Source organism: Dyadobacter psychrotolerans, from assembly GCF_004349265.1.
GTDB lineage: Bacteria > Bacteroidota > Bacteroidia > Cytophagales > Spirosomataceae > Dyadobacter > Dyadobacter psychrotolerans.
Genome location: NZ_SMFL01000005.1, coordinates 549,560 through 574,539 on the forward strand (window position 1 = coordinate 549,560; position 24,980 = coordinate 574,539).

Below are 24,980 nucleotides of genomic sequence, written 5' to 3' on the forward strand. Positions count from 1 at the left end.
CTATGAAAGATATCAATAAAGAAAAATTGAATAAAGCACTGACCGGGCTAAATACGTATGAACCAGGCGAATGTATCTGGTTACAGATTAATGACGGTCTCAATGAGCTGCCGTTACAGGACGCGATCCGAAAACTTTCTGATTACGAGCCTGATGATCTGATATGGACGTTAATTGAAAAAGAATCGGTGGCTGGTAAAAAGAAACAAGCTGTGATCTGGTATGCGGCCGCAACAGTACTGCTTGCATCTTTTTTTGGTTTATGGCTGTTACTGCCCGCTCAATCTCCGGACATTGCGTTTTCCCAACAGGAAATTGACAGCCGTTTGCAAACTACCGGTAACCTGGCAACTGACGAGCAGTTTAATACGTTAAAAACTTATTGTGAAACTGAAACATTGGTTTGTAACCGTCGGGATTTCAGGCAGCTGACGCATGACTATGAAGCACTTCGCTTTGCCGCCCGTGAGTTGCAGCAGGCCATTGGGAATTACAATACCGAACCCGATTTAATGAGACAGCTCAGCGTTTTAGAACAGGAAAAAGCAGATATTTTAAATAAAATGGCTAAAATGATTTAGTCCTGAAAGATGAAAAAAAAGTCAAATTACGGGTCCATCGTTTTTGGAGCGTTCCTGATCATCACGCTGGCATGCGCACCTGTGCATAGCCAGAATATGCTGCAGGTGGCGACCAAGTCTGTTGAAAAATCAATCGGAAACCCAACTGTCCGCACACTTCACATCAGTGCTGAAAAGGCTGATATTGAACTGGTGGCCTGGGATAAAGCCGAAATATCAATTGTTTTAGAACTTTCTTCTAAGCACCCCGACAAGGCTATTGCCGTTTCTGACCTGAATAAATTCCAATATATAGCTGAGCGCAGTGGTAAAGATTATTTTTTGAGAAATTATGTGCTTTTAAAAGAAGGTGAAAATAAGCCTGTATCCAATCTTAAAGCACGCTATGTCATACATCTTCCAGCCAGCTGCGCGGTTGATCTAAAAAATACTTTTGGCACTATTATTCTGAAAGGTTTAAACAATAACCTGTCTTTAAAAGCAGATTTCTGCACAACAACGCTGGTTGATTTGCAGGGTAAAGGAATGCTTGCGACCCGATTCGGCGATTTAAAAGGCAGAGAGATTTCCGGCACTTTCTCTTTCGGCAGTGACCACACGAATCTCAGGCTCGAACAAATTTCAGGTGCAATTAAAATGGATGCCGTATACGGCAATGTCGAAATTTATCCTTCTACCGGTCTCAACAGCCTCACGATACAATCTAAAAAAGCGGTCATTACACTTCTTGCCAAAAACTGGCAGTTATTTGACTACAATGTAAACGGCGCCTACACCACCATGAAACTTCCTAATGGTTTTAAATGGAAAAAAAACACCGCAGATTTTAAAGAAGCTTTTTTTGACAGAAAACAAATCGCCAACGTGCAGATTAATTCTGAGTTTGGAGACCTTACGATAAGATAACGCATCGATGAAAAAGGCTGGTTTATTGATTTTATTGATGTGTTTTGTCAGGATGCTGGCCGCTCAGGATAGTACATCTATTTCGTATTCCGAACAAAAAGATTCGCTTGCTCCGCAACTTGTTGTTGACAAGTATGAAAAGATATTTATGACCATGGTGCCAACCAGGCATATGTTTAAAGTTGGTTTGTCGCAGTATTATCAGGCCCTATTTTTCCCTCTTATACAAGATGGAATAATTACAACAACATCGCTTCATCTCGGTTATGAAGTTAAAGTTTTACCTTCCTTTTCTCTGGCCTTGTCCGGCCATCTGCCTTTCTATGCTCAGACATTTCCTTTAAAAAGCGCACTGAATTACACGGTCGTTGATGCACAGTTACGCTGGTTTGTTGACATGAAAAAACGTATACGTTCGGGCACGGGGGTGAATAATTTCAGTGGAAATTATTTAGCGCTGAATTACACAGCCACAGGTTTCGCAGACTACTTTAATAAAAATCCTTCATTTGGTGTAAAAGCCGGTTTTCAAAGAAGGGTACTTAATTCCGGTTTTATGGATTTTGCTATGGCTATGCAGCAGCGTGAAAATTTTTATTACGGACTATTTTACGGCTGGACCATTTCAACCCAGGCTACCGTAGGATTCGCAATCGGCGATTGGAAAAAAACCAAGGTGGGGCCGCTTTGTGATTTTTTGCTGTGCGACCCACTATTAAACAGCCAGTGGAAGCTTCGTTTACCCGAGATCAGTTTTGGTTTTCGTGTTAGAAAGGGTAAGGCTGGAATTGCCTACGAGAAAAAGATTGGCTCTTCTCCGTTCAGTCTGAATTACCAGTTTGATATCGGTGTAAACAGTACGTGGAACTACATGGATACGGATAGGTATTCACCTGAAAGCATCGAAAATCGTTATCGGTTAGCTATTTCCACTGAACTTGATGCTTCTTTATCAATTCAGCCGCGCTACTATTTGCTGCAAAACCGCCAGCGTCGGAATGGCCGTTCCGGTAACGGTTTGTCCGGCTTGTACGCGGGGATTCATACAGAGTACAACGATTATCGGGGAAGACACAATATCGATATAACCGGAAGGAATGATTTGGTTTTACACAATAAAACTCTCAAAGCGGGGCCAATGGCAGGTTTTCAGCAAAGACTATTTCAAAAAGGCTACCTGGATTTTAATGCTTCCTACAATCTTGAAAAGAGATATAGAGATCCGGAACTGTCATTTGGCTTTACAACATACCTGGGTGTAGGGCTCGCATTTTAAAAAGCGCATTTTAACAAAGAAGAGTTAATGAGATTATATATTATTTCATTTTTGGTATTTTTCTATTGCCAGGCAAGGTCGCAGGACAGCTTGTCTTTTAGCTATTCGCAGCAGGCAGATACACTAATCAATCAGCGCTTTATTGACCGGTATGAAAATGTATTTATGACCAAAGTACCTACCAGACATATGTTTAAAGTGGGCTTGTCGCAGTATTATCAGGCGATCCCTTCACCGCTGCTTGACGATAAACTGAGTAACAACACTTCATTACATCTTGGTTATGAGTTCAAATTTTTGCCGTCATTTTCCGTCGCGCTATCGGGCCATCTTCCGTATCTGAAAAGCGATCAGCCTTTGCGTACAAGTCTTATGTATACCGTACTGGACGCTCAGCTTCGCTGGTTTTTTGATATGCGGAAACGGGTTAAAGCAGGTAAAGCAGCCAGCAATTTCAGCGGTAATTACGTTGCATTTTACTACAACATGCCCGGTACATTCGATAATGCCCCGAACATTGGTATCAAATTAGGATTTCAGCGCCGGTTCCTTAATTCCGGATTTATGGATTTCGCTGTCGCAATTCAAAACGAATTTGATGCAGGCTTTACAATTTCGACGCAGTCAAGCTTCGGATTGGCTTTTGGAGATTGGAAAAAGTCGCCGGTTGGACCGCTATGTGATGTTTTACTTTGTGATGAACATCTTAACAGGCAATGGAAAGTGAGATTACCCGAACTCACATTTGGTTACTATTTCAACAGGATTCGTTTTGGTGTTGCATTTGAACAAAAAATAAAGACGTCACCGCTATCATTAAATTTTGAGCTCAATGTTGGTATGACGAGAGGTTTTGATTACCTAAATCAGCGCTACTTTATTCCTGATTATGGTTATACGAATTACCTGATGTTGTATTCAAAAGAACTTTTTCCCACCTTAACATTCCAGCCGCGCTACTATCTGCTTCATAAAAAGCGCCGGTTAAACGGACAAGGAGGATATGGGTTTTCCGGAATTTACACTGGTCTTAATTCGGACTACAGTTATTATTTAGGAAATCACTCTTACAGCAATTTTCAAATTCCAAATATTGACCTTAAAAAGCACATTATCAAAGCCGGGCCGGTTTTTGGGTTTCAACAAAGAGTGTTCAGACATGGTTATCTGGATATAAACACTTCACTGAATTATCAGAACCAGGCTCTTATTTCCACCAAACACATAAACCTGAAAACATCCGTTGGCCTTGGTTTTGCCTGGTAAAAATCCTGTAAACCCTAAACAGGCTGAAAGCACCATTAAGAATACCGGTATTAAAATAAACCAAATTGCATGATTTATTTTTATCACCATACAACCTTTTGTCACTGAAAGTAACTCTTTACTAAGTGACAGGTCGACAGATCAGTATTCTTTATTAACCGTCATTAAATCAGCTATTTATCTAATCGCTAAGCCGGATATGAAAAATTCCTGTTATCAAAAAAGCTATGTCCTTTGTGTAAGAAATTGTACTTTATTTCTGGCCTGGTTACTGCTGACGCTTATATTTGCTCGCTGCAATTCTTTTGAATTCAGCCCGAATCAGATCAGCAGCCATCGTTCTGTGCAGGATCTTAATGGGAAAAATCTTTTAAAGTTAAATTTGACTCCGCCTGATGACACGGTCACAATTGTGTTTGCAGGCGATTCCCAGCGGTGGTATAGTGAGCTCAACCGTTTTGTTACAAAGGCGAATGAAATTAAAGATGTAGACTTTGTTTTAATCGCCGGAGACATTTCGGATTTTGGTCTGCTGAAAGAATTTGAGTGGGTTAATAAACGGCTTTCGGATTTGAAAACACCCTATTTCGGTGTGATCGGCAATCATGACCTGACCGGAAATGGCGAGGCTGTATTCAGGAAAATGTTTGGCCCGCTTGACTACTCCTTTGTGTATGACAGCATCAAGTTTGTAGCGCACAATACCAACAGTCTTGAATATGAACGTGTTAATGTACCTGATGTCGGCTGGCTGGAAAACCAGCTGCAAACGGGTTCAGATATTAAACATATTGTTGCCGTATCCCACGTGCCTCCTTTCAGTCCGTTGGAGTTTAATGCCAAACTGGTCAAGCCTTATACAAGTCTTTTCAGTAATACACCCAAAATGCTGGTATCCCTGCACGGGCATGTACACGACCACAACGATTTTTATCCCTTTGAAGATCATGTGCGTTACATTACCAGTTTTGCCTTTGCTCAAAATTCATTTGTATTGTTAAAAATAGTCGACGGAAGGGTCCTGAAAACGATTATTGAATATTAAGCCATGAGAAAAAGTTCTATTCTTAAAATTACGGTGGTCCTAATTTTGGCGGCCCGATACTGCTGCGCGCAGTCCAACAATCCGGTTTTTCCTGACGATGTTTCTTTGCAGTACGCTGGCAGCAATGGATGGGTATCTGTCGGAGCGGGTTACAATTTATTTAACGATCATTTTAGAGTCGGTATGCAATATGGTTTTGTACCAAAACACAAAGGAGGGGATCTGCATATCCTGTCGGCTGCGTTGGTATACAGGCCATTAAGGCTTAAACTATCTGATAACGTAAGCATTAATCCCATCGACTTTGGCGTGAAGGCCTCTTACCAGTTTGGTGAAAATTATTATCTTAAATGGCCTTCCAAATATCCTGACGGCTATTACTGGTGGAATTCAGCAATCCGTTTGCATTTAATCACAGAATCTTCTCTAACTGTTAAACTCAGCAAAAGTCCGTTCAAATCAATTACGGGGTTTGTTGAATTAAATACCAATGACCTGTACATGGTCAGTTACGTCTTAAACTTAAAATCACTAAAACCAACCGAGATCATCAAAACAGGTGTTGGTGTGAGATTGCAGTTTTAATAAAATTCATTTTACTTTCGTATATAGTTCATAGTTCTATTTTTTTTAAGCGCATTTGGTCCGGGATATCCGCTAATTACGCCGGAACAAAACTCTAATCTGCTCCGGACCTTTCATTGGTGTACATCAATCAATCAGTTTATATGTTTTGGTGTCCTGAACGTTCTGTTAGCTCCATAGGTCGTAACACCGTTCATGATCACATATGCCCGGTAATTGTAGGAGGTTTCATCCGAAAGGTTGGTGGCATTTACCTGAAAGTTTTTCGGGAACGAGGTGATGTTGCCGTTGAATAACAGTTTACTGTTGCTGGTCGTCGGGTTAGCAGTTAAGGACCAGCATATTCCATATTGCGAAACGGCGGCATCTCCTGCTGCTGTAACGGATCCCGAAAGGACCGCACTGTAATCGCGGGGATTGGCATCGCCGGTCACAACAGTGGGCTGACGTTCGATGGCAGTACGGAAGGTTCTGCTATCGCCGTAGGTGGTTACTCCATTCATGGTGACAAATGCACGATAATAGTACGTGGTAGACGGCGCCAGGTTTAGCGCTTCACCGAAATAAGATTTGGGAACCTGGTTAACAGCATCATTATAAACGAACTTGTTTGATGCAACAGTGGGATTTGGCAGCGTCGACCAGCAAATACCATATTGGGTGATCGGAGAGCTTCCCAGAGCTGTGATTTGCGCAAACAATGAAGCGACCCGTGTCCCTACCTTGGCATCGCCGGTCTGGACTTTTGGCTGAGCTTCATCGGATGTTCTGAAACTCACATCGGCTCCATAGCTTGTCACGCCATTAGAAATCACATATGCCCTGTAATGATAGGTCGTGTTAGGTGACAGACCCCGCGCTTCCGTCGAAAAAAAAGCCGGCACGTTGCCTACGTCGCTTTTTAAGGTATATTTTGATGAAGACTCAGTTGTCGGGTTGTCTGTGCCGCTCCAGACAATTCCATACTCAGATACCGGGTAACTTCCTTTTGCTGTAATACTTCCTCTGATCTGCGCTGAATTGTAAGTGACAGCATCGAAACCGTCAGTTCTGATACCAGGCTGCTGTACATTTGAAGTTTTGAATTTTGCACCTTCACTGAATATCGGTCCCGATTTTAGCATCACAAAAGCGTGCAGGTAGTATTCTGTCGCCGTTTGCAGATTGGACAGCGCTCCGGTTATTGCAATCGGTGTGGGTGTAGCCATGTCAATTGCACCTCTTTTGATACTCTTGTCATCGATTACCGGTGCACCGTCGGAAAGTGATACAGTAAAGCCATGGTCAAGGATTTCCTGGTTTCCTGATTTGGAGATCGCCGAGGAGAAATTTGCTGTATTAACACCAACTGCGGTGATGCTGATATTTGAAAGAGTAGGTGGAATGGGATCCAGCGTTTCCTCACAGGCAGAAAAAAAGCCAACGGTAAAAATTGCTGTCAGGATTGTAGGGATAAAGCATTTCATAATGAGCTATTTCTTTAAATTTTGTTGATACAAAAGGTACTTGTCCAAAACAAAACAGGTGTGTAAGTGTTAATCTCTTCTGGCGCTTTTCTCCGTTCCGGGCGGACTCTTAATTCCTTTCCCGCTAACCTGCATGGTGTAAAAATACTGTTGACCAGCTTTTGCGGCTGAATTGACAAAAACCTCTTTTCCGGGCTGAATTTCGGCTAACAGGGTAGGTTCCTTTTGAGCAGTCGTGCGGGTGAAAAGCAAATATTTGTCTATGCCCGGCACCAATACATCGTTCCAGGTAATCTCGATACCCTTGCTGGTGGGCCGGACGTAGATTTCAGGTGCCCGCAAAGCGAACCGGGGAGTTTCCATTTTTTTTGCGCCTAAAGCATTTCCTTCAATGCCCAGCTGATCGGTTGCTGTCACTGCGTACGCATAGCTGATTCCCGGCGTAGCTGTTTTATCGACAAACACTACTTCCTGTAACAATTCCTGGCTGATCTTTCTGAATCCATCTGCCAGCAGGGCCTGCGCGCTAAGCTCGGTTTCCTTTGGTTTGCTGCCAGCGCCCAATGCTTTCCGGTATACGGTATATCCTCGGATGTATGCATCATAAGCCACCATATCTTTCCAGCGCAGGGTAATTTTGCCGGGTTCGGCGTAGCCTTCAATGTCATAAGGGGTTTTGGGTAAAATGGCTGTTGCCGGACTGCTAAATACAACCTTGGAAAGCTCACTGGTGCGGTTTTCGTAATTCAGCGTTTTGATGGCGTATTTATAAACCAGCCGGCTGTTGTGAACTGTGGTATCAAGGAATACTGAATCCTGCAAAAGATTTGAAACCTGCTCAAACTGTTCGTTTCCCTGCAAAGTCCGGAAAACCTGGTAGCCGCTCACTTCCGGTGATGGTACCGGTTTCCAGGAAATGATCGCATTACCTGTTTTGTTGTAAATAATTTTTACACCTTCCGGGGCTTCAATCGCTCGTTTTTTGACAAACATGCGGTGCGAAACATAGGCAGAAGGCTCGGAAAGGCTTCCACGAATACTGAGCATTTTAAACCGGTAATGGTATAAGGTGTTAGGCAAAACCCTTACATCTGTATACGATGTGGCCGATGCCGGAATGGTATCAAGCAGGGCAAAACCTTCGGAAGGAAGTTTACTTCGCTCAATGACAATACCGCCCAGAAAGGATATATCACCAACTGTTTTCCAGGATATAAAAATACCGTTGGAGGTATCTTTGGTAGAGGCAATCGGTATTTGGGCCAGGTTTCTGAAATTTCTTGAAATCAGAGAAACAGTATCTGACAACGGACCGGGCAGATTTAAAAGCGTCAGTGGTTCTAGATAAAGACCATAAGAAAGCGCAGGTTTAACCTGCTGCTGCCAGGTGAATGTGATATTTTGGTTCTTTTCATCGCGGTTGGCAAAAGCGTAGCCAGCCTTTTTGAATGGCGCATTGGCTTTTTCGCGTAGCCAGATTTGTCCCAGCATGACATCTGGCGATGTGGCCACATCCAGTTTCCAGCTTACGACAACCGATGAATCTGCCTCAATAACTTCGCCCAGTATTGGCTTTTTGATAACTGGCGGTAAACCAAGCGTAAGACTGGCTTCGGCTGTTTTGTTGACGCTGCCATCGACGTTGATAAACTCCGCTTTGTAACGGACACTTTTGGCTCCTGCTTTTTTTACTTCTTCGTCCTTATAGGCGGCGCCCATGGCTACCGAAAAATCGGGAGATAAAACTATAATACCATAGTCGGTAAGAAGAGGGTTTTTACGAACAAATTCCCAGGCTTCCTGTTGAGACTTTAATTTTTTCTGTGTCTGAATATTTTTTAAAATGTCGTCTCCCGCTACTCGTTTGAAGTCTTCTGGCGTAATTGCTGACTGAACTCTTCCAATTGATTTGAAACCCTCATTGCCGACTGCGCGATATAGATTTACGCCTGTAATGGATTGCATCGGCGTCTGTGCTGACAGTCTGCGGTCCGCCAGGTAAACATATACTGCATCTTTTCCTTCCTTAATTCCAAGCTGTCCGAGGCAAGGTATCGAAGAAACAATCAAAATGGTCACGGATATCAGTTTTGTAAGTTTCATGTTATTCAAAAAGTCTAAGTGATATTCCAATACCACGATTGGAATTATAAGAAACATCAGCGGCTGCGCCAGCGCAGATTTTGAAACCGCAGGGAATGGGTAAAGGCCAGGCAAAGGCGAAGAAGTTACACCCTCCGTCACACCCGATATGTCCCCTTACACTTCCCGAAAGGTGCCCGGCAATACCCCAGTTATTGCTACTGTAATAGCCTTCCAGGCCTCCGGCAAACCTAACATCGGCAGAGGCAATATCACCAAAGGGTGAGACGGTAATCCGAGCTCCTGCACGCCATTCAGAAGCTATTTTTAAACCGTAACTGTTTGATTTAAAATTGGCATATACCTCGCACATCGCATTGTTTTTGTACCAGACTGCGGCACTGGCCGGTCCAAAGCTGATTGATGGAGTTCCAATATCGATCGAGGAATGCGTACCAAAGTAGCCGCCATAAAGTCTTCCATTGGTCAGTACATAATCCGGAATGCCGCTTAGTGAAGTGTGTGTGCTTTTGGGTACATTCCATCCGGCAGCTATCGTTACGCCGGTGTCAAATATTCCTAAAATTCGCGTTTTGGAGTAACCGGCTACAAACCAGTAGTTGCTTCCTGTACCGGTGTAAAGTTCCAGGTGAACGCCGGATTTACTTTCAACATCAATTCCTTTCATCAGACTAAATCCTGCACCAAACTCTCCGTCGATGAAAAACTGTTTGCGGTTAAAATCGAGTTTCATCGTGGCCGAGCCCAGCGTCCAGGCATTGAGGACTTTCACGCCGGCATTTCCCTCGAATATCGGACCGCCTGGGGCTGAGGTAATTTTAATAGCGATCGGTTCCAGGGCAACCACACCATAAGGATCAGGTGCTATCGTAATGCGCCCGCCTGCATTGATGCTGTAAATATTCTCTGCAAAATCGAAATCAAATCCGCCGGTTAAGCCGTCCAGTTTTACCAAACCGATTGGAATCACAACTTTGGCAGCAAACTGTGCACCTACGCGGGGACCTGCATTCTTTTTGATATACCAGAATTCAAGGCCTACGCCAGGTATACCGGCCAGTTTCATTGCTCCCAGACCTCTGAATTCATTTTCATTGAATTTGAGCTTGGCTTCCAATGCGATTGCTGAGGCCAGATTGAAATTAACTCCCAACTCATCGATCCGTGGCGCCTGACCTTTTCTAAAATAAAGCGTTCCGTCTGCACCAATACCAAACATAGGGATGTTCAACCTGAATTTTCCTCCAACAGTGATTTGGGAAACATTGGACGCAAAGCCAAATTTGGTGATGCCCAGTTTGGCCATGCCTGCAAAATCTACTTCAACATCGGTTTGTGCAACAACTGAAAACTCACCATTGGTCGCTATACTGAAATGATCAAGCGCTATGCGTTGGTTGATCCATTTCGGCAGATCTATTGTTCCCGCGCCGATAAACCGGTAATTTGTACTTCCGGCAATTTTCTGAATAGTAAAATCTTTTCCGGGGTTGGTTTTAAATTTCACCTGGCCGAAGATATCCAGACCTGCCGAAGGAAGCAGAAACGTTCCGCCGGTAAGCTGCTCGCCATTGATACCCAATTCCTTTACCGTAATTTTAGCCACGTCAGAAGATGGTACGGGCACTTCCAGTTCTCCATTGAGTTTCAGTCCGTATTGGTTGATGCTCACACCGCTCAGTTTTAGTTTCCAGGCAACAAGCATCAGGGTCGGCTGTGGGTTCAGACTAATGCTGACATCTTTGATCTCGCCGCGTTTATTGATTACAAAGCGGTCGAGTTTTAATTCCTGGTTACTTAAAACAGGCACGTTTTCAATTTTGACCTTTCCTTTCAGATTCAAACCTTCTTTGTCAATTGTGCAGCCAGCCAGATCGGGTATGACCTTGATTCCGTACAAACTCCAGCCTTCTGCCGGACCTGTAAGTCCGAGCGAAGTGAGCGAGGCGGTACCGGTGCTGTTAATGGGCGCAATGACGTTATCTGTATTACCAATTTTGATTTTTACCGGCACATCCGGCAAAGTGATTCCTGAAAGGGAAGAGAAGGTTGCACCCCAATCAATGTCCGCTTCGCCGGCGATTTCTCCCTGCGTGCGGCTGCCGGGTGAAGCAGCTCGTACGCGAAGCCCGGTTGTGTTTTTTAGTTTAATGATCAGATACTCGAATACTTTCAGTTTAATCTCTGATACATCAGTGATCAGCTCACCGCCTTTTGGGTAGATGCTGTTACCTTCTTTGATGATTATTTTATCTGTAAAACGCAGCGCCAATGGTGTGTTGCCCGTTTTTTTGAAAATCGGGTTATCGGGCAAGTCTTTTAATTCTCCTGAAATGACGAACTCATTAGCCGCAGCGCCTGGTTTTGAGCGGTGCAATACGAGTTTGAAACCAAGCAGACTGGCCGCGTTGAATCCCGGATCCGTCAGTAAAAAATTAATTGGGTAGGTTTCATTTGTATTGAATTGCTGTGTTTTTTCTCCGGCAAGCAGGCCTTCTTTACTGGCGATCAAAGTGTATTCTCCGGCCGGTATGCCTGAAAGCGAATACTTGCCCTGCTGGTCGGTTTTGGCATTAATATGTTCCATTCCTTCTACCGCAACAACTGCATCGGCCACAGGCGCGCCGCCTTGTCTCACAATCCCATTTGCTTTGGAACCCGCTTTCAAACTCACTTCCACAGAAAGGGTATCTTTTGAAGCATCCAGAATAACCTCGGCTTTTTTTGTCGCATAAAAGGAACCGTCCGGTCCGCTTACAACAATGGCCGCGTTCCCGCCTGGCACGTCTTCTACGATTGCTATACCGGCTGCATTGGTTACCGCTATGCTGGATCCGCCATCTGCTGACGCCTTCGCATTGGCAATGGGCTTTCCGGTACCGGCATCTTTGACGAGTGCTTTTACAAAAAACTTGCTCATCACGATCACGTGTCCTGATGAAACAGACTGAGAAGCCATTCCGTCCGAGAATACATCGAAGTAGTTTTGAGCAGCAGTTGTAAGGACAGCCGAGGTACTTGTGGAGGTAATATTTCTTGACTGATTTTGAATGCCCGGTTTAGCAGGCGACGTTGTCGTCTGTGGTTTTGGTGTTATTGTTTTACCATTATATTTACCAGTGCCGTTAAAATTTACCTGCGCTGTGCCTACCGACTGTGTCCACTTATTCACAGATGCTGTGATGGATGTAGCAGAGGTTGCCGATACTGCCGATCCTTTTTGTTTGGATTCCGCTTTTAGTTCAACATGATATTCGATATCACGAAAGCCGGGCTTACGGGCAACAAGGGTATGTTTCCCTTCGGTCTGACTGGCTGTGAAACTGCCATCTTCTTCACTGTAAAACGCTTTGCCTCCGCCTTTCCAGTTAAGAGAAGCATCTGCAAGTGGTTCTCCGTTTACATCAACTACTTTACCCACAACCGTGATCAGCTCAGCATTGATAAATAACGGATCGATGTTTTCACGCAATCCGCGCTGGGACAGATAAAGATCTTTGTCATGAATCGTTTTTTTACCCTTGAAATCAACCATCACTTCGGCAGCTTCTGCGCTTACAGGAATGTTTTCAACTTTAAATTTTCCAAGGCTATCTGTGACAGCAGATCTGTCATTGAGGTTAAAAGTGATTCCGATCATACCGTTGGACAGTCGGGTCGACTCACCCGAAATGCTTCCTTTTTTGCGAACCGTTACCACCGCACCTGCTACGGGTACTTCTCCGTTTTTCGTAAGTACGCGGCCTTCTACAACGGGCAATGAAATGTCGGCCACAAAACCTTTTTCAAGCAAAACAACCTGGTCGGACTCAGAAAGGTTGGTGCCAAGGTTTGACAGATCGATCAGATTCAGGTTGTGAACGGTTTTTTTAATCCCTTCTCCTTCAATCACAACGGAATAGGAATCTGCAAAGCCCCGACTGTAAAATAATCTTGGCCAGAAAGAACCGCTTTTCCCAATGGCTACCACTTCGGCTGGCTTTCCTGTGATGCTGTCCTTCATTACTTCGTGCAAAAGATTCTGATTTGTGGCAGCGGTGTTGTAAAACCCGCTGGTTCTTTCAAGTCGCACCGTTGCCAGATCCAGTTCAGATCCTTCCTCGTTAACCACTTTCACTCTGACCCGGAATGTCTTGGCAAGTCCAAGCAGCTCTCCGAAATCGTAAGTACCATTCTGACCGGCCACGAGCGGAATGTCGTAATCTGCAAATTCGAAATATGGGTTATCGATCTTTAAATAGACATCATATCCGTCCGGAATATCATCCATGTAGTTGAGCTCAAACTCTCCGGCGCTGTTTGTATTTGTTTGTCCCAATAAAATCTCTTCTTTTGTTTCCTTTCCATCAACCCAGAAAATCATCGGAGCTGCCTGTGAGGGCTTTCCTGATACCGATTTTTTTCTCAGATAAACACTGACCTTGGTTTGCGATAAGGGATAATGCTTTTCATCTGCAAGTGAAAGGATTTTCTCCTGCTGCCGCTGGCGTTTCGACATCAAATTTTGTGTATTGGCTGTGGCGCGGTCCGAAAGAGGATTTGACACCACGCGCATACGGGTATCTCCGCCTCCCAAAGCATATACGGCTCCTGAATTATTGACGCCAGCACCAGCCGGAGAGTTATTTTTTTTGTCGGTTGCTTTAACAGCTGAATTGGTAACTCTTTCCTGAACCGCGGATGTCAATTCAAATGCACGGAAGTTCAGGTTCCCCATTCCGGGCCCGGAGGTGTTTGGAAAATCGGGGTCCTTAACCGCAGCAGGTGGTGGGGCGGGAACAAAGCCTGTTTCGGATTTTCTAAATGCCCAGGTCAGTTTTCCTTTGAACTTATTTAGAACAAGATCGCGAATCTGTGTATCTCTGGTAAACTTTACAGTGGACAAGGAAATTGCTTTGCCTTTCTTTGGTTTTTGCTGTTTCGCCACCGGTACAACTGCAATTTGTTCCGGTAAAAAAGCCTTGTACAAAAATGCCCTTACCTCGCTTCTGCCATTGTTTCGGAATGCCGTTTTACTGTTTGGATCAACCGCGGCAACGGCCCAGGCATAACGCCGACCGGGAACAAGCGCGTGATCGGACGGCCCGTAAATGTAAGTACTGCCTGTAATTTCCTGATCAAAAATAGGTGAGCCGGATGCCTCGTAAATTACGTTAGGGTCCATACGTCTGCCATCTCCCTCGAACATTTCCACGATCCGCAACCTGTAAAGCGTTCCCGGATCGGAGCCGGCAGGCTGGGTCCAGGAGAAAATGATGTTTTGCGGCTGAAACGCTTTTACTTCTGCATCCTGAAAAGGTTGTATAAGAATAGGCGGCTCGGTATTTCGCATGAAAACCGTGGCGCAGCCCGATGGATTTGCCATTGATACAGGAACCTGGGTTCTGCCGGGCGTATGATCGTAAGCGCGTACGCAAATGGAATAAATGCCTTCGGGAACCCTGTCAGAATTTTTGATCTGCCGCTGATCTGTGCCTATGTAAACCAGGCGGTTTGGATCGTAGATCTCCATGATCTCAGATGGGAAAAGCTGTCTGGTTTCAAACGGATTGAGCACAATCGGCGTGGCCGGCACGTAATCCGGACTGGTGAAAATCCGAACGCCGTTATCTTCTCCGCGTACTTCTGCACGAATGTAAATGCGCTGTTCAAGTGAACCCAGATTCTGCACGGTAACAATCATTTTTCCCGGTCCGGAAGGTGAAGGCCGGTAGTCGGTCAGACTTGTGGAGTAGGGTGGAAGAATATTCAAAGTCAGCCTCACCGAAGTGTTCTGGGCAACGGCAGACAGACCACCAAAAACAATAAATAAAAACAGTATTAACCTTGCCATGATGTCAGAAATTATAAGTGTAGCCTAATTCACCTGTCAACTCGGAATAGTGTACAGGCTCATTGTCGGAATATGTCAAACTGTTGTTTAATGCATTGACCCGCAGGGCAAGCCGGTGAGTCTGGGCTAATCTATACGATACGTTCGCACCCACATTCCATATTTTGCCCCCACCTTGCAGTGGCTTTGTGATGATGAAGCTGTTGTTACTGCTGAAAGTGAGTTTATTTTTTAAAAATGCTTTGGAAAAACCCAGACTAACACTGTAATTTTTCACCTGGTTTGCAGCAAACTTATTGGAGGTATAATTCAACCCGGAGCTGATGGTAGCACCCAGACTGTTTAGGGTAAGGCTATGATTGAGAAAGAGGATCTGTGAGAGGATGTTCGCAGCCTGCAAAGTGTCCTTGCTGAGATCTTTCAGACTGCTTAGATTGTACGATAGGATCACGACCTGCGTTGTTGCTTTTCCCGGAACAATAAGTCGGGGTGTTACAGAAACGTTGCTGTTGGTTTGTGCCAGAAGGTACCGATTGTTGACTATCGCCACGGTGGGTTCAGCATTGGTGGTGAAATTGGCATAATTAGCGTCCAGACCGAGCCTGTCCGTCAAATCCCACGAGAGATTTGCCAACCCTATCAGACGACTGGTGGTCGCATTTTTTTGTTTTTTCACATTGTCTTTTTGAATTCCAAAACTTCCGGTAAATCGCAGCTTTCCGTTTAGTGCATTAAATGAAGGGTTGATAGTCAGGTTACTTAAATCATCCTGAAAAAAGTAAGCGCCCATTGACTGAAAGTTTGGATCGACATATTTGTAGATTAATTTCAGTGAAAAATGTTTGCTAGTATAACCGGCTCCGGCATTGTAGGCTGTGTAATATTCGGTTGTGGAATTAACTTTTAAAATTTTCGAAATGCTCCTCAAAAACTTTTGGGAAGAATCGATTTCTACTTCCAGATCCGACCCGCTATCGCGTGTGTAAAGACTCAGCCCACCGTCACCGAATACCTGGAAGTTTTTAAGAAAACTGATTTTGAAACCAGTGCCTAACACCGAGTTGGCCGCAGGTCTCAGGCGCGCAGAGTCGGGATTGATGCCAAAGTCTTTTTCACGGTCCTTTGCCTGTAAAAAACTTATATCGAAATAGTTACGCTCTGTGCCGTAACCCGCTTTTACAGCAGTTCCAAAACGTGAAAAGCTTTGTGGCCGCAGCACTCCGGTGGTCGTATCGACTGTCGTAGCACGGTTCAGTCTTCCGCTCATCAGGCCGAATCGGAATTTGCCGGGATTCAGTTCCACTCCGGCACCCAGCATGGTATGGCCGGCGAGCGTGTATGGAGAAAAGCTGACGTTCCGGTAGCCGCCATGCACCGTAATCCATTTGTAAGTGGGGCTCAATCCGAACTGATTGAAAGGCTGGCTAAAAGACCTCTCCTGTTCGGTGAACATAAATGAAATAGGGATGCTGATGCCGTAGACTGAGACGGTGGGGCTTCCTGAAATGATCCATGAGAACGGGCTTCTTCTGGCGGGGATACCTTTTGACTGGTACCCGATTGCCCGCACGTCAAGCGCACCGCTGATTGCAAAGGGTTTTTGGTTTGCAACCGTGGAAAGATCCTGGGCTGCAACCGGCATCACCAAAAGTGATAACCCAAGAAAAAGTAAAGGTAAATGAAGTTTCATACTGACTCGTTTTTCCTGGTTGAATGATATTTTTTGTTACCTATCCGGGTAAAACTATTAATTGCAATTGCCGCTAAACCTGACAAATGATCCGCTTTGGCGTCGTGCGGAGGTTTATTGAATCAAACTTATACTTCTTTAAAATGGAATTTCAGCGCAATGATTGAAGCAGGTATTTTAATTAGCGAACTATGGGTTGATGTGAGTGAAGGGGGAGGAGTACTTGGAAAAGTGAATGTGTAGTTAGCTCCGGATTCTCTGGTTATGCACCGGGCATTTTGGTATAACTTCAATAACCAAAGTTTCACATTATGATACAACCAAACAAATTGCAGATGTTTGAGGCAATTAAAAGACGCTTTTGTCTTCGATGCAGAGCAATAGGATCCACTGTTAAAATTAGCTGTTGGCTGATTGAAATGAAATTTCAACCGATAGTACTAAGTGGTGTATTGGCAATGACTCCAAGTAATTGATATGAATCAGACGTTTTTCTTTAAAACAATTGCCATTCTTTCCATTATCACGGTTTTATCAGTTTTGTTCGGAGTCAACGTGCCGGAAGGAGAGGAGACAATATTAACATTTGCTTTTTCTCTTCCAGCCCTGTTTATTGCGGCGCCATACCTGTGGTGGATAATGCTTTTTAATCATGCTTCAATTGGAGAAGGCTCATTTACCGCAGCGCTAATTCTTGATATTATCCTTTACTCATTTATTATCGAGCGAATATCTGCCTACATTCAAAAATGGAAGAAGAAAAATTAACATTAGACGAATTTATGGACCTTGATAAAAAAGACATGTAGATGTAAAAAGATGGTATAAATACAGATCAACAAATTTGAATTTGTAGTATTTTGCGTATCCAATCAGCTTAACAATTACTTCAAAAAAATCATAATCAAATATAAACTTGTAAAACTATGAGCAAGTACGAAGTAATCATTTATTGGAGTAACGAGGACGAGTGTTTTATTGCAGAAGTTCCGGAGTTGAAGACGATTATGACTCATGGTAATACGCAGACCGAGGCCCTCCAAAATGCTCAGGAAGTAATTGAGCTCTGGCTGCAAGTTGCTAAGGAGGAGGGCAGAGAAATACCTGAACCGAAAGGTAAATTGATGTACGCATAACAACAAGTGAAAATTGAAGTAAAAAAAGTTTGATTCAGGATCAAAAATGGTATAAATAAAAATCAGCAGACTTGATTTGTAGTATTAGCCTATCCAATCAGCTTAAACAATTACTTCTGGAAAACTATAATCAATATGGAGAATGAACAGAAAGGCTTCCCAATAATCTTAGTTATCATAGCTGTCATTGTAGGTGGTGGACTTTTGCGAGAATTTGATTTTGAGACTTTCAGGTTCAGAAAGGTGGGGCTGGGGATTGTGTATCTGATCACATTTATTGCTACGGTAGCCGTTATAATCAGGAGCAGGATTGTTAAAAGGTAAGCAATGATGAATAGACCTTTACTTTTCTTAAGGTAACTGAATAGCAGATACTACTATACGAAAAGCAGCAGCCATGAAACCATAAATAATGAAGAAAATTTGTATTCTGATGATTCTAATGGTGGGTTGCAACACCAAAAGCTGCAATATGGATAACCTTGCAGGAACATTAGGGACGTTTCAGCCATGGGGTTTCGCAGCTTCGGAGGATCAAATGAATAAAGCAATAGCGAATCTTTATGCACAAAATCCAAAGTATGTAATTCCTGAGAAATGGAAATATCTTGACAATTGGGAAGAAAGTGGATATGGATTCTTACAAGGGAAGATATTTTACTTTGGGCAGATTCCTGAGGAAATGTATTACGTTTCTTATTCAAGTGATCATATAGATGATATGAAAGTAATGGCGATCTCCGTGCGGGCTGTAACTGATGGAAATGATTCAATGAGATGGTTTAAGAATGATGAAATCCAAGAATCGGAACAGAAAAGAATAAATAACCGGTTCTATGAAGAGATCATTAAAAAACTTGAAAAGCTGTTAGGTGTACCGGCGCAGAAGTTTAATCCCTAAAAACTGTTATTCGCGGTAAAAAAACTGCGGGTTCAAACTCGGCCCTAAGCTTTAAAATTGATAGTCATGCCAAAAAAAATAAAAGCTCTAAAAGCATTTTTAAAAGCACTTGAAATACCTTTCAACAAATCGGGGTCTGTTAGTTTGGATATGAAAATTCAGGCAGCAAGGCAGGAGAAACGGGCTGGGACACTTATAAGGGTTGATCCGGACAATTTGTGGGAAGGGATTGCTTAATCACATACTAATAAATGATTAACTTTTTTTGGATAAACGCATGTTTATCCAAAAATCGCAAAAGCCTCTTCTAATACAACCACAACAACAACGCCTCCTTTTTCTGCGGAGAAACTTCTATCTCAGACCCATCGGATAATTCCAAAGTACCACCGTCACCTTTACGGTATTTAACGACAAAGTCGAGATTGACAATCACCGATCTGTTGATTCTCATAAAATGGGCGTCGTCTAAAACAGGCTCAAATTCTTTTAAGGTTTTTGAAACCACTATTTTTTTTGCGTCGGTAAGCAAAAAGACACTGTAATTACTCATTGCTTCCACCCGGATGATATTGGCTTTGTCTACAATATAAACTCCCTCAGCGGTTGGTAATGCCAGGCGGTTATTCGGTTTTTTTTCGGGCTTGACGAGTTTATATTTTGCTTTTTCATTTACCCGCTTCTTCAAACGGGTGATAGCTGTCTGTAATTCTTCTTCGTCAATAGGTTTGAGCAAATAATCCACAGCGCTTAGCCGCAACGCTTCCAGAGTATAAGAATCGTAGGCTGTGGTAAAAATAACTTCGAAGTCGAAACTGCCCAGCTTTTCGAGAAATTGAAAGCCGTTCATTACAGGCATTTCTACATCCAGAAAAATAACGTCAAGGTTTAGTCCTGCAACTGCATCCGCCGCCAGGGCAGGCTGATTAAATACACCCACAACCTGAAGCTCACTTTCAAAGACAGCAAGCTTGTGGGCAAGTAACTTGCTTCCCCTGATTTCATCATCTAAAATTGCAGCTCTTAACATCATCGTATTTTATTCTTCAATTTCGTTTATATATTTATTAAACACAACTCATTAGCAACTTCATCATATGAAGACTCCCAAGTTCATCCCGAAAAATTACTTCGATAGATTAAAAAACCGTTGTTTTGGGAAACTCTTGGCCGGAATCGAAGGGATGGAATTGATTCCATCCCTTCGATTCCGTTTTTAAGAGAATTTCTTACTTAGAGATTCCCATCACAACCTGATCACCTACTTCAACCAACATGCCCGGCAGATTTTTACCATTGAAATTCCAGTTGGGAACCACCACGCCCATGTATTCATCCTGATTGGTTTTGAAACCATAATTTTCAAGTGAATAAGACGCATAACGCCTGCCATCAATCCATTGTAATACAGGTTGATTGCCGTCCATCTCAATTTTAAATCCAACTGACTCGACCCAGAAAGTTTTATTCATGATCGGAAGTGCATCCGATTTTTTTACCAGCACGGCCTGTCTTAGCTGACCGGCAACACCGCTTGCAGTCAAATCCTGGGATTGCAATTGTAAATTGCCGCTGGCATCCTTTCTAAATGTGAAAGTGTAAACTGACGCTCCGTTGGAATTGTAGTCAAAACGAAAAACCGCATTTTCTAATGTTGCTTCATGAACTCTTAACGCACCCTGAAAATGTGCGGAAGCTTTGACGATATTTCCTTCGGCGATGAACGATATAATTCCTAATCTCTTATCACCTGCCTTGTTTTCTATTACCAGATAATAGTTGGTCAGGTCATTAATTGAAAGCTCAGTGTTTACCGGGTCCGCAGATTTTTCCTTGCAGCTGCCCAATACCAATAACAGGACAGGAAGCATTTTACAGATGTTGATTAGATTTTTCATGATATTGTGTTTTTGTTGAGATTATGATGGCTCAAACTTATAGCCGTTTTATTTCTTATTTTAAGACAATGATTGAAGCATGTCTTTTAGTTAGCAAACAGGAATTGAATGTGAGCGAAACCGAAAAGAATAGTCTGTTGAGGACCTGATCCGTGAGCGTGTATGCTCTGGTCTGGAAGCTGCCAGCAACAGGGAAGAAAAAAGCGGACATAGCCGGGGATTAGCTCAGGAACCAGAGAAAACAGCTATATTGGCTTAGACATAAGAATCCGAACCATATCAATTTTAGCCTCCCAAAAGAACATATGAAATATCTCCTTTCCATTTTCTTTATGATCGTTTCCATTCTTTTTGTGGTAAGTTGTCTTTCTTCCTTGAAAGATGGTAAAACGCAAGTAAGTATTTCCTGCCGCGAATGTTCCGGAATGGATGTATCTCTAACCAGATCGAGTGATTTACCCCTTGCTCCATTAGAAGTTCATCGGTCGAAGTTTGATTCCCTGGGGCGTGCAAGAATTGAATTTAAACAGGAGGATACCCTCAATGTATTGTTGGTATTCGGTGAATTCAAATATATTACACCCATGCACTTAGAACCAGGGTCAAATATCGATCTTACAATTGAGAATGGAACTTTTAATTTTAATGGAGATTTGAAAATCATTAATTCGTATTATAATAAAATTAGCTTAACTGTAAATGAAGGACAGAAATATGTAAACGCAAATTATGCGAAACGTATTTCTGCATCTTATTTAGAACAGCAGGCGCATCTTGATAGCCTTAAAATATTTGGTGCAGAATTAAAAAAGCAGATAGAAAGTGATAACTCTATTTCAACTCACTATCGGGAAATAATAATGGAGTATTTCTCCCTTTTCGAAATTAGTCAACGATTGTATTTTGATACACAGGTGGATATCAATGACATAGTCGCTAAGGGTAGAAGTATCGTTTTAGACTCAACATTATCTAATGCGTTTAATAATTTCAGCCTGCTGGATAATTACATGAAGTATCCGTACTATACATGGTACTTACACAAAAGGGTAGAACCGATATTCAACAATATCCTGAACTATCGTTACGAAAATAGTATAAAAACTGGGGAGTATGAATACATTAAAAGAGGGATAGTAAGAGACAGAAAATTGGACGATTATCAAGAATTGTTAATGGCTATATTTATAGCGCAGACCTCAAATAGTGGCGATATGGATTATGAAGCGGGATCAAAACTTATTAATTTGTTTCAAAAGGATTTTCCTAAATCCAAATACCTGAGGGAGTTAAATTATATGCTTACAGGGTTCTCCGGATTGAGGAGTGGTATGCCTATAAAAGACTTATCGATGCATGATGATAAGGGAAAAGTATTTGAACTCTCTGATCTTAAAGGAAATCTGGTGTATATAGATATCTGGGCAACGTGGTGTGGTCCGTGCGTAGATGAATTAGAGTACTCCAAGAAGCTATCGAAAAAATATTCGACTTATCCTGATTTAAAATTTCTTTATGTTTCGATAGATCAGGACACAGAGAAATGGAAGAAGTTTTTAAAGGAAAATTCGCAAATTAAAGGTTTGCATGGTATACAAAATTCTGAAATTGTAGCGGATTCCAACCTGGTTACCAGCTTGTATAAATTCGGTGCAATTCCCAGATATATCATCATTGATAAAAATGGAAATATAGTGACTGCTAACGCTAAACGCCCATCAGAATTAGTATCCAATAATTACTTAGATTCTCTTTTGTCTCTCTAATTACTTAACCGATAAAATCAACCGTCTGGTAGCAGTCAATCCCAATTTCTGTTATTATCAAAGCCGATTGAGCGAATTGGCACTTTAAACCAGTGCAGAATAGTAACCGACTAGTGAACTCTTCATGCTGCTTTGTATAATATCGCTAACTTTAAGGCTGCTGAAACCCGTGCAAATCTCTATCTAAACAGATACCAGATGTTCAATTTAAAATTCTTCGTGAAGGGCGCTTTTTGTATAATAGCACTGCTGACTTTACTGCTGACTTTACTGCTGATGACGCAATGTTATGCCCAAAATGCCAAAACAGATTCCATTTCCAATCTGCTTAAAGCGCACCCAAAACAGGACGACCGACGCGCTGAATTACTCTTAAATCTTGCAACCGAAGGGATGAAATTTGATCCCAAACTGGCACTTCCGCATGTTGATGAGGTTATTTCTTTTCAAAATAGTATCAAAGAAAAAAACTATGTATCGGGCGCTTACCGCACGAAAGGAAGTATCCTTATTTATCTGTCAAAATTTCCGGAAGCTATTGAAGCCTTTACGAATGCGTTAACGAATGATAAGGCCCGGAAAAATGAGGCGGGAGTGGCTGCGGCTTTGGGAAATATTGGTATGGTGCATATGACGCAGGGGAAGTTTTCCGAAGCACTGAAATACTTTTTGCCCGCACTCAAAAAACATGAGGATGTGAAAAATGAGCTTAATGCAGGTATTACTTTAATGAATATCGGAATTGTGTACACCGAAATGCAGGATTATGAGGCGGCTATGAAAAATTATCAAAAGGCCTTACCTATTTTTGAGAAAAACAAGCATTATGTGGGTCGCGCTCACACGCTTACAAATATTGGCATTGTTAATATGAAAAATAAAAATGTTAAGGAAGCCATAAAATACAGCAAATTATCCCTGCAGATTGCAGATTCAGTAGGAGATATGCGAATTAGCGCCCGTGAAAACGGGAATCTGGCGGCCTATTATAGTCAAATACACGAACTGGATCTCTCGCTGATGCACGGTGCGAAGGCGATTGAAAAAAATAAAAAGATCAATAATACAAAAAGTCTTGGAACCAATTATCTGAATTTTTCAGATGCCTACTATCAGAAACACGATTATGCACGTGCAAAATCCTATGGGCTTGATGCGTTAAAAATTGGCACGGAAGCAGATGTCACTGATCTTAAAAGAGATGCCAGCCTGGGTTTAAGTGAAGTTTACACAGCCCTGAATATGCCGGATAGCGCCTTTTTTCATTATAAAAAATATAAAGAATTTGGAGACAGCATCAGCAATGACCAAAAGAAAAATGAAATTACCCGGATGAGTATAAAATATGAGTTTGATAAAACAGAAGCAGTTTACCGCGAAAAACAGATTTTGGCGGAAGGTCAGTTGAAACAGCAACAATTACAACTGGCTTTGAACCGTGCTGAATTACAAAAGGGTTTACAGCAGAGTGACTTACAAAAAGCCCTTCTGGAAAATGAGAAACTGATCAGCGGGGAGAAAGAAAAACAGCTGCTCATCTCAAAGAACAATGAAAAGCTGCAGACAAGCAAATTAAATGCCTTGTCACAGCAGCAACAGCTAAGTAGGCTGGAAATCCGGCAGCTCTGGTTATATGGCATTTTGGCAATCGTTAGTTTGGCATCCGTGCTGATATATATTTTAAACCTTAACAGAATTAGGAGATTAAAATTTGCAAACATCCTCGAACGTCAGCAGGCTGAGCAGAACACGCTTAAACTGGAACATCAATATCAGTTATCGGAAAGTGAACTGAGCGCGATCCGCTCGCAAATGAATCCGCATTTTATATTTAATGTACTGAATTCCATCGAGTCTTATATCATGGATAATGATAAAAGAACGGCTTCGAGGTTAATACAAAAATTCGCTTCCCTGAGCCGGCTGATTCTGGAAAATTCTACGAAAAGTCTGATTGCTGCTGATAAAGAATGGAAGGCGTTGCAATTGTATACAGAACTGGAAGCGATGCGCTATAACAATTCCTTTACATACAGCTTTTTGCTGGCACCCGATATTGCTTTGAATCGAATACTGCTGCCGCCTATGCTGATCCAGCCTTTGATAGAAAATTCTATACTGCACGGAATAATTGGCTCTGGTATTCCGGATGCGCATATTGCAGTTGCCCTGGACCAGGCAGATCAAACGATTGTCATAACCGTCACAGACAACGGTATTGGCCTTCATGGCAAAACGAATAAAATGGCGGTAAATGTCAATAAGGAAAAATCGATAGGCTTAAAGTCCATTCAGGAAAGAATCGCGCTGATTAACACACAGTATCAGGCGGCAGCGAGCTTTACAATTAACGAAAGAGTTGATCAGAGAGGAACCATTGCGGTCATCAGGCTGCCATTATTTAACTCAGGCGCTGAGGTGATTGATTAGGTTTAGAGCAAAGATTTTGATCACACATTAGGTCAAAGCGGAGTGTAAAATATTGCAGGTTTCAGGTCGGTTTAGATTCCGTACGGCAAAAGGATAAA

At 42.6% G+C, this 24,980-nt stretch carries 18 protein-coding genes; 12 read left to right on the top strand and 6 right to left on the bottom strand.

The genetic code is table 11. The features are described from left to right. Positions 1 to 2: 2 nt before the first annotated feature. The 6 genes from E0F88_RS16620 to E0F88_RS16645 all read left to right on the top strand — a co-directional run bounded on the left by E0F88_RS16620 (position 3) and on the right by E0F88_RS16645 (position 5,659). Positions 3 to 581 carry a hypothetical protein gene (locus E0F88_RS16620; protein ID WP_131959391.1) on the top strand — a complete coding sequence of 193 codons (579 nt, stop codon included), beginning with the start codon at positions 3 to 5 and terminating at the stop codon, positions 579 to 581. A 9-nt stretch (positions 582 to 590) separates the two neighbouring features. Further along, entirely contained in the window at positions 591 to 1,487 is an 897-nt protein-coding gene (locus E0F88_RS16625; RefSeq protein ID WP_181956094.1) for a hypothetical protein, read from the top strand. Between the two features lie 7 nt (positions 1,488 to 1,494). After that, on the top strand, positions 1,495 to 2,763 hold the full coding sequence (locus tag E0F88_RS16630; protein WP_131959392.1) for a hypothetical protein: 1,269 nt from the start codon (positions 1,495 to 1,497) through the stop codon (positions 2,761 to 2,763). 27 nt (positions 2,764 to 2,790) lie between these two features. Next, entirely contained in the window at positions 2,791 to 4,029 is a 1,239-nt protein-coding gene (locus E0F88_RS16635) for a hypothetical protein (RefSeq protein WP_131959393.1), read from the top strand. Positions 4,030 to 4,228: 199 nt separating this feature from the next. Beyond that, positions 4,229 to 5,074 carry a metallophosphoesterase family protein gene (locus E0F88_RS16640; RefSeq protein ID WP_131959394.1) on the top strand — a complete coding sequence of 282 codons (846 nt, stop codon included), beginning with the start codon at positions 4,229 to 4,231 and terminating at the stop codon, positions 5,072 to 5,074. A 3-nt stretch (positions 5,075 to 5,077) separates the two neighbouring features. After that, entirely contained in the window at positions 5,078 to 5,659 is a 582-nt protein-coding gene (locus E0F88_RS16645) for a hypothetical protein (protein WP_131959395.1), read from the top strand. A gap of 134 nt (positions 5,660 to 5,793) precedes the next feature. Here E0F88_RS16645 and E0F88_RS16650 read toward each other — a convergent pair whose 3' ends face one another. The 4 genes from E0F88_RS16650 to E0F88_RS16665 all read right to left on the bottom strand — a co-directional run bounded on the left by E0F88_RS16650 (position 5,794) and on the right by E0F88_RS16665 (position 16,751). Further along, on the bottom strand, positions 5,794 to 7,125 hold the full coding sequence (locus E0F88_RS16650) for a hypothetical protein (RefSeq protein WP_131959396.1): 1,332 nt from the start codon (positions 7,123 to 7,125) through the stop codon (positions 5,794 to 5,796). Between the two features lie 69 nt (positions 7,126 to 7,194). Then, a complete protein-coding gene (locus E0F88_RS16655) occupies positions 7,195 to 9,228 on the bottom strand; it encodes a fibronectin type III domain-containing protein (RefSeq protein WP_131959397.1) in 2,034 nt (677 codons plus the stop codon). Between the two features lies 1 nt (position 9,229). Then, positions 9,230 to 15,061: a carboxypeptidase regulatory-like domain-containing protein gene (locus tag E0F88_RS16660; protein WP_131959398.1), complete on the bottom strand. Its 5,832-nt coding sequence runs from the start codon at positions 15,059 to 15,061 to the stop codon at positions 9,230 to 9,232. A 4-nt stretch (positions 15,062 to 15,065) separates the two neighbouring features. Continuing rightward, positions 15,066 to 16,751: a hypothetical protein gene (locus E0F88_RS16665; protein ID WP_131959399.1), complete on the bottom strand. Its 1,686-nt coding sequence runs from the start codon at positions 16,749 to 16,751 to the stop codon at positions 15,066 to 15,068. Between the two features lie 477 nt (positions 16,752 to 17,228). Between E0F88_RS16665 and E0F88_RS16670 the strand changes: the two genes are divergently transcribed. The 4 genes from E0F88_RS16670 (at position 17,229) to E0F88_RS33725 (ending at position 19,025) form a co-directional block, all read left to right on the top strand. Next, positions 17,229 to 17,519, top strand: coding sequence for a hypothetical protein (locus E0F88_RS16670; protein WP_131959400.1), 291 nt, complete (start codon positions 17,229 to 17,231; stop codon positions 17,517 to 17,519). A gap of 158 nt (positions 17,520 to 17,677) precedes the next feature. Continuing rightward, positions 17,678 to 17,887, top strand: coding sequence for a type II toxin-antitoxin system HicB family antitoxin (locus E0F88_RS16675; RefSeq protein WP_131959401.1), 210 nt, complete (start codon positions 17,678 to 17,680; stop codon positions 17,885 to 17,887). 412 nt (positions 17,888 to 18,299) lie between these two features. Beyond that, entirely contained in the window at positions 18,300 to 18,788 is a 489-nt protein-coding gene (locus E0F88_RS16685; protein ID WP_131959403.1) for a hypothetical protein, read from the top strand. Between the two features lie 66 nt (positions 18,789 to 18,854). Further along, complete coding sequence (locus E0F88_RS33725; protein WP_165940090.1) at positions 18,855 to 19,025, top strand: DUF2683 family protein; 171 nt, start codon at positions 18,855 to 18,857, stop codon at positions 19,023 to 19,025. A gap of 70 nt (positions 19,026 to 19,095) precedes the next feature. On the opposite strand, the gene E0F88_RS16690 is transcribed toward E0F88_RS33725, so the two are convergent. Further along, positions 19,096 to 19,821, bottom strand: a complete 726-nt coding sequence (locus E0F88_RS16690; RefSeq protein ID WP_220466305.1) for a LytR/AlgR family response regulator transcription factor — start codon at positions 19,819 to 19,821, stop codon at positions 19,096 to 19,098. A gap of 196 nt (positions 19,822 to 20,017) precedes the next feature. Continuing rightward, the gene (locus tag E0F88_RS16695; protein WP_131959404.1) at positions 20,018 to 20,686 is read right to left on the bottom strand and encodes a hypothetical protein; all 669 of its coding nucleotides are present in this window, start codon (positions 20,684 to 20,686) and stop codon (positions 20,018 to 20,020) included. A 305-nt stretch (positions 20,687 to 20,991) separates the two neighbouring features. On the opposite strand from E0F88_RS16695, the gene E0F88_RS16700 reads away from it, so the two are divergent. Together E0F88_RS16700 and E0F88_RS16705 are read left to right on the top strand one after the other, a co-directional pair. Next, positions 20,992 to 22,452, top strand: coding sequence for a TlpA family protein disulfide reductase (locus E0F88_RS16700; RefSeq protein ID WP_131959405.1), 1,461 nt, complete (start codon positions 20,992 to 20,994; stop codon positions 22,450 to 22,452). Positions 22,453 to 22,650: 198 nt separating this feature from the next. Next, positions 22,651 to 24,882, top strand: a complete 2,232-nt coding sequence (locus tag E0F88_RS16705) for a tetratricopeptide repeat-containing sensor histidine kinase (protein ID WP_131959406.1) — start codon at positions 22,651 to 22,653, stop codon at positions 24,880 to 24,882. The last annotated feature ends 98 nt before the right edge of the window (positions 24,883 to 24,980 follow it).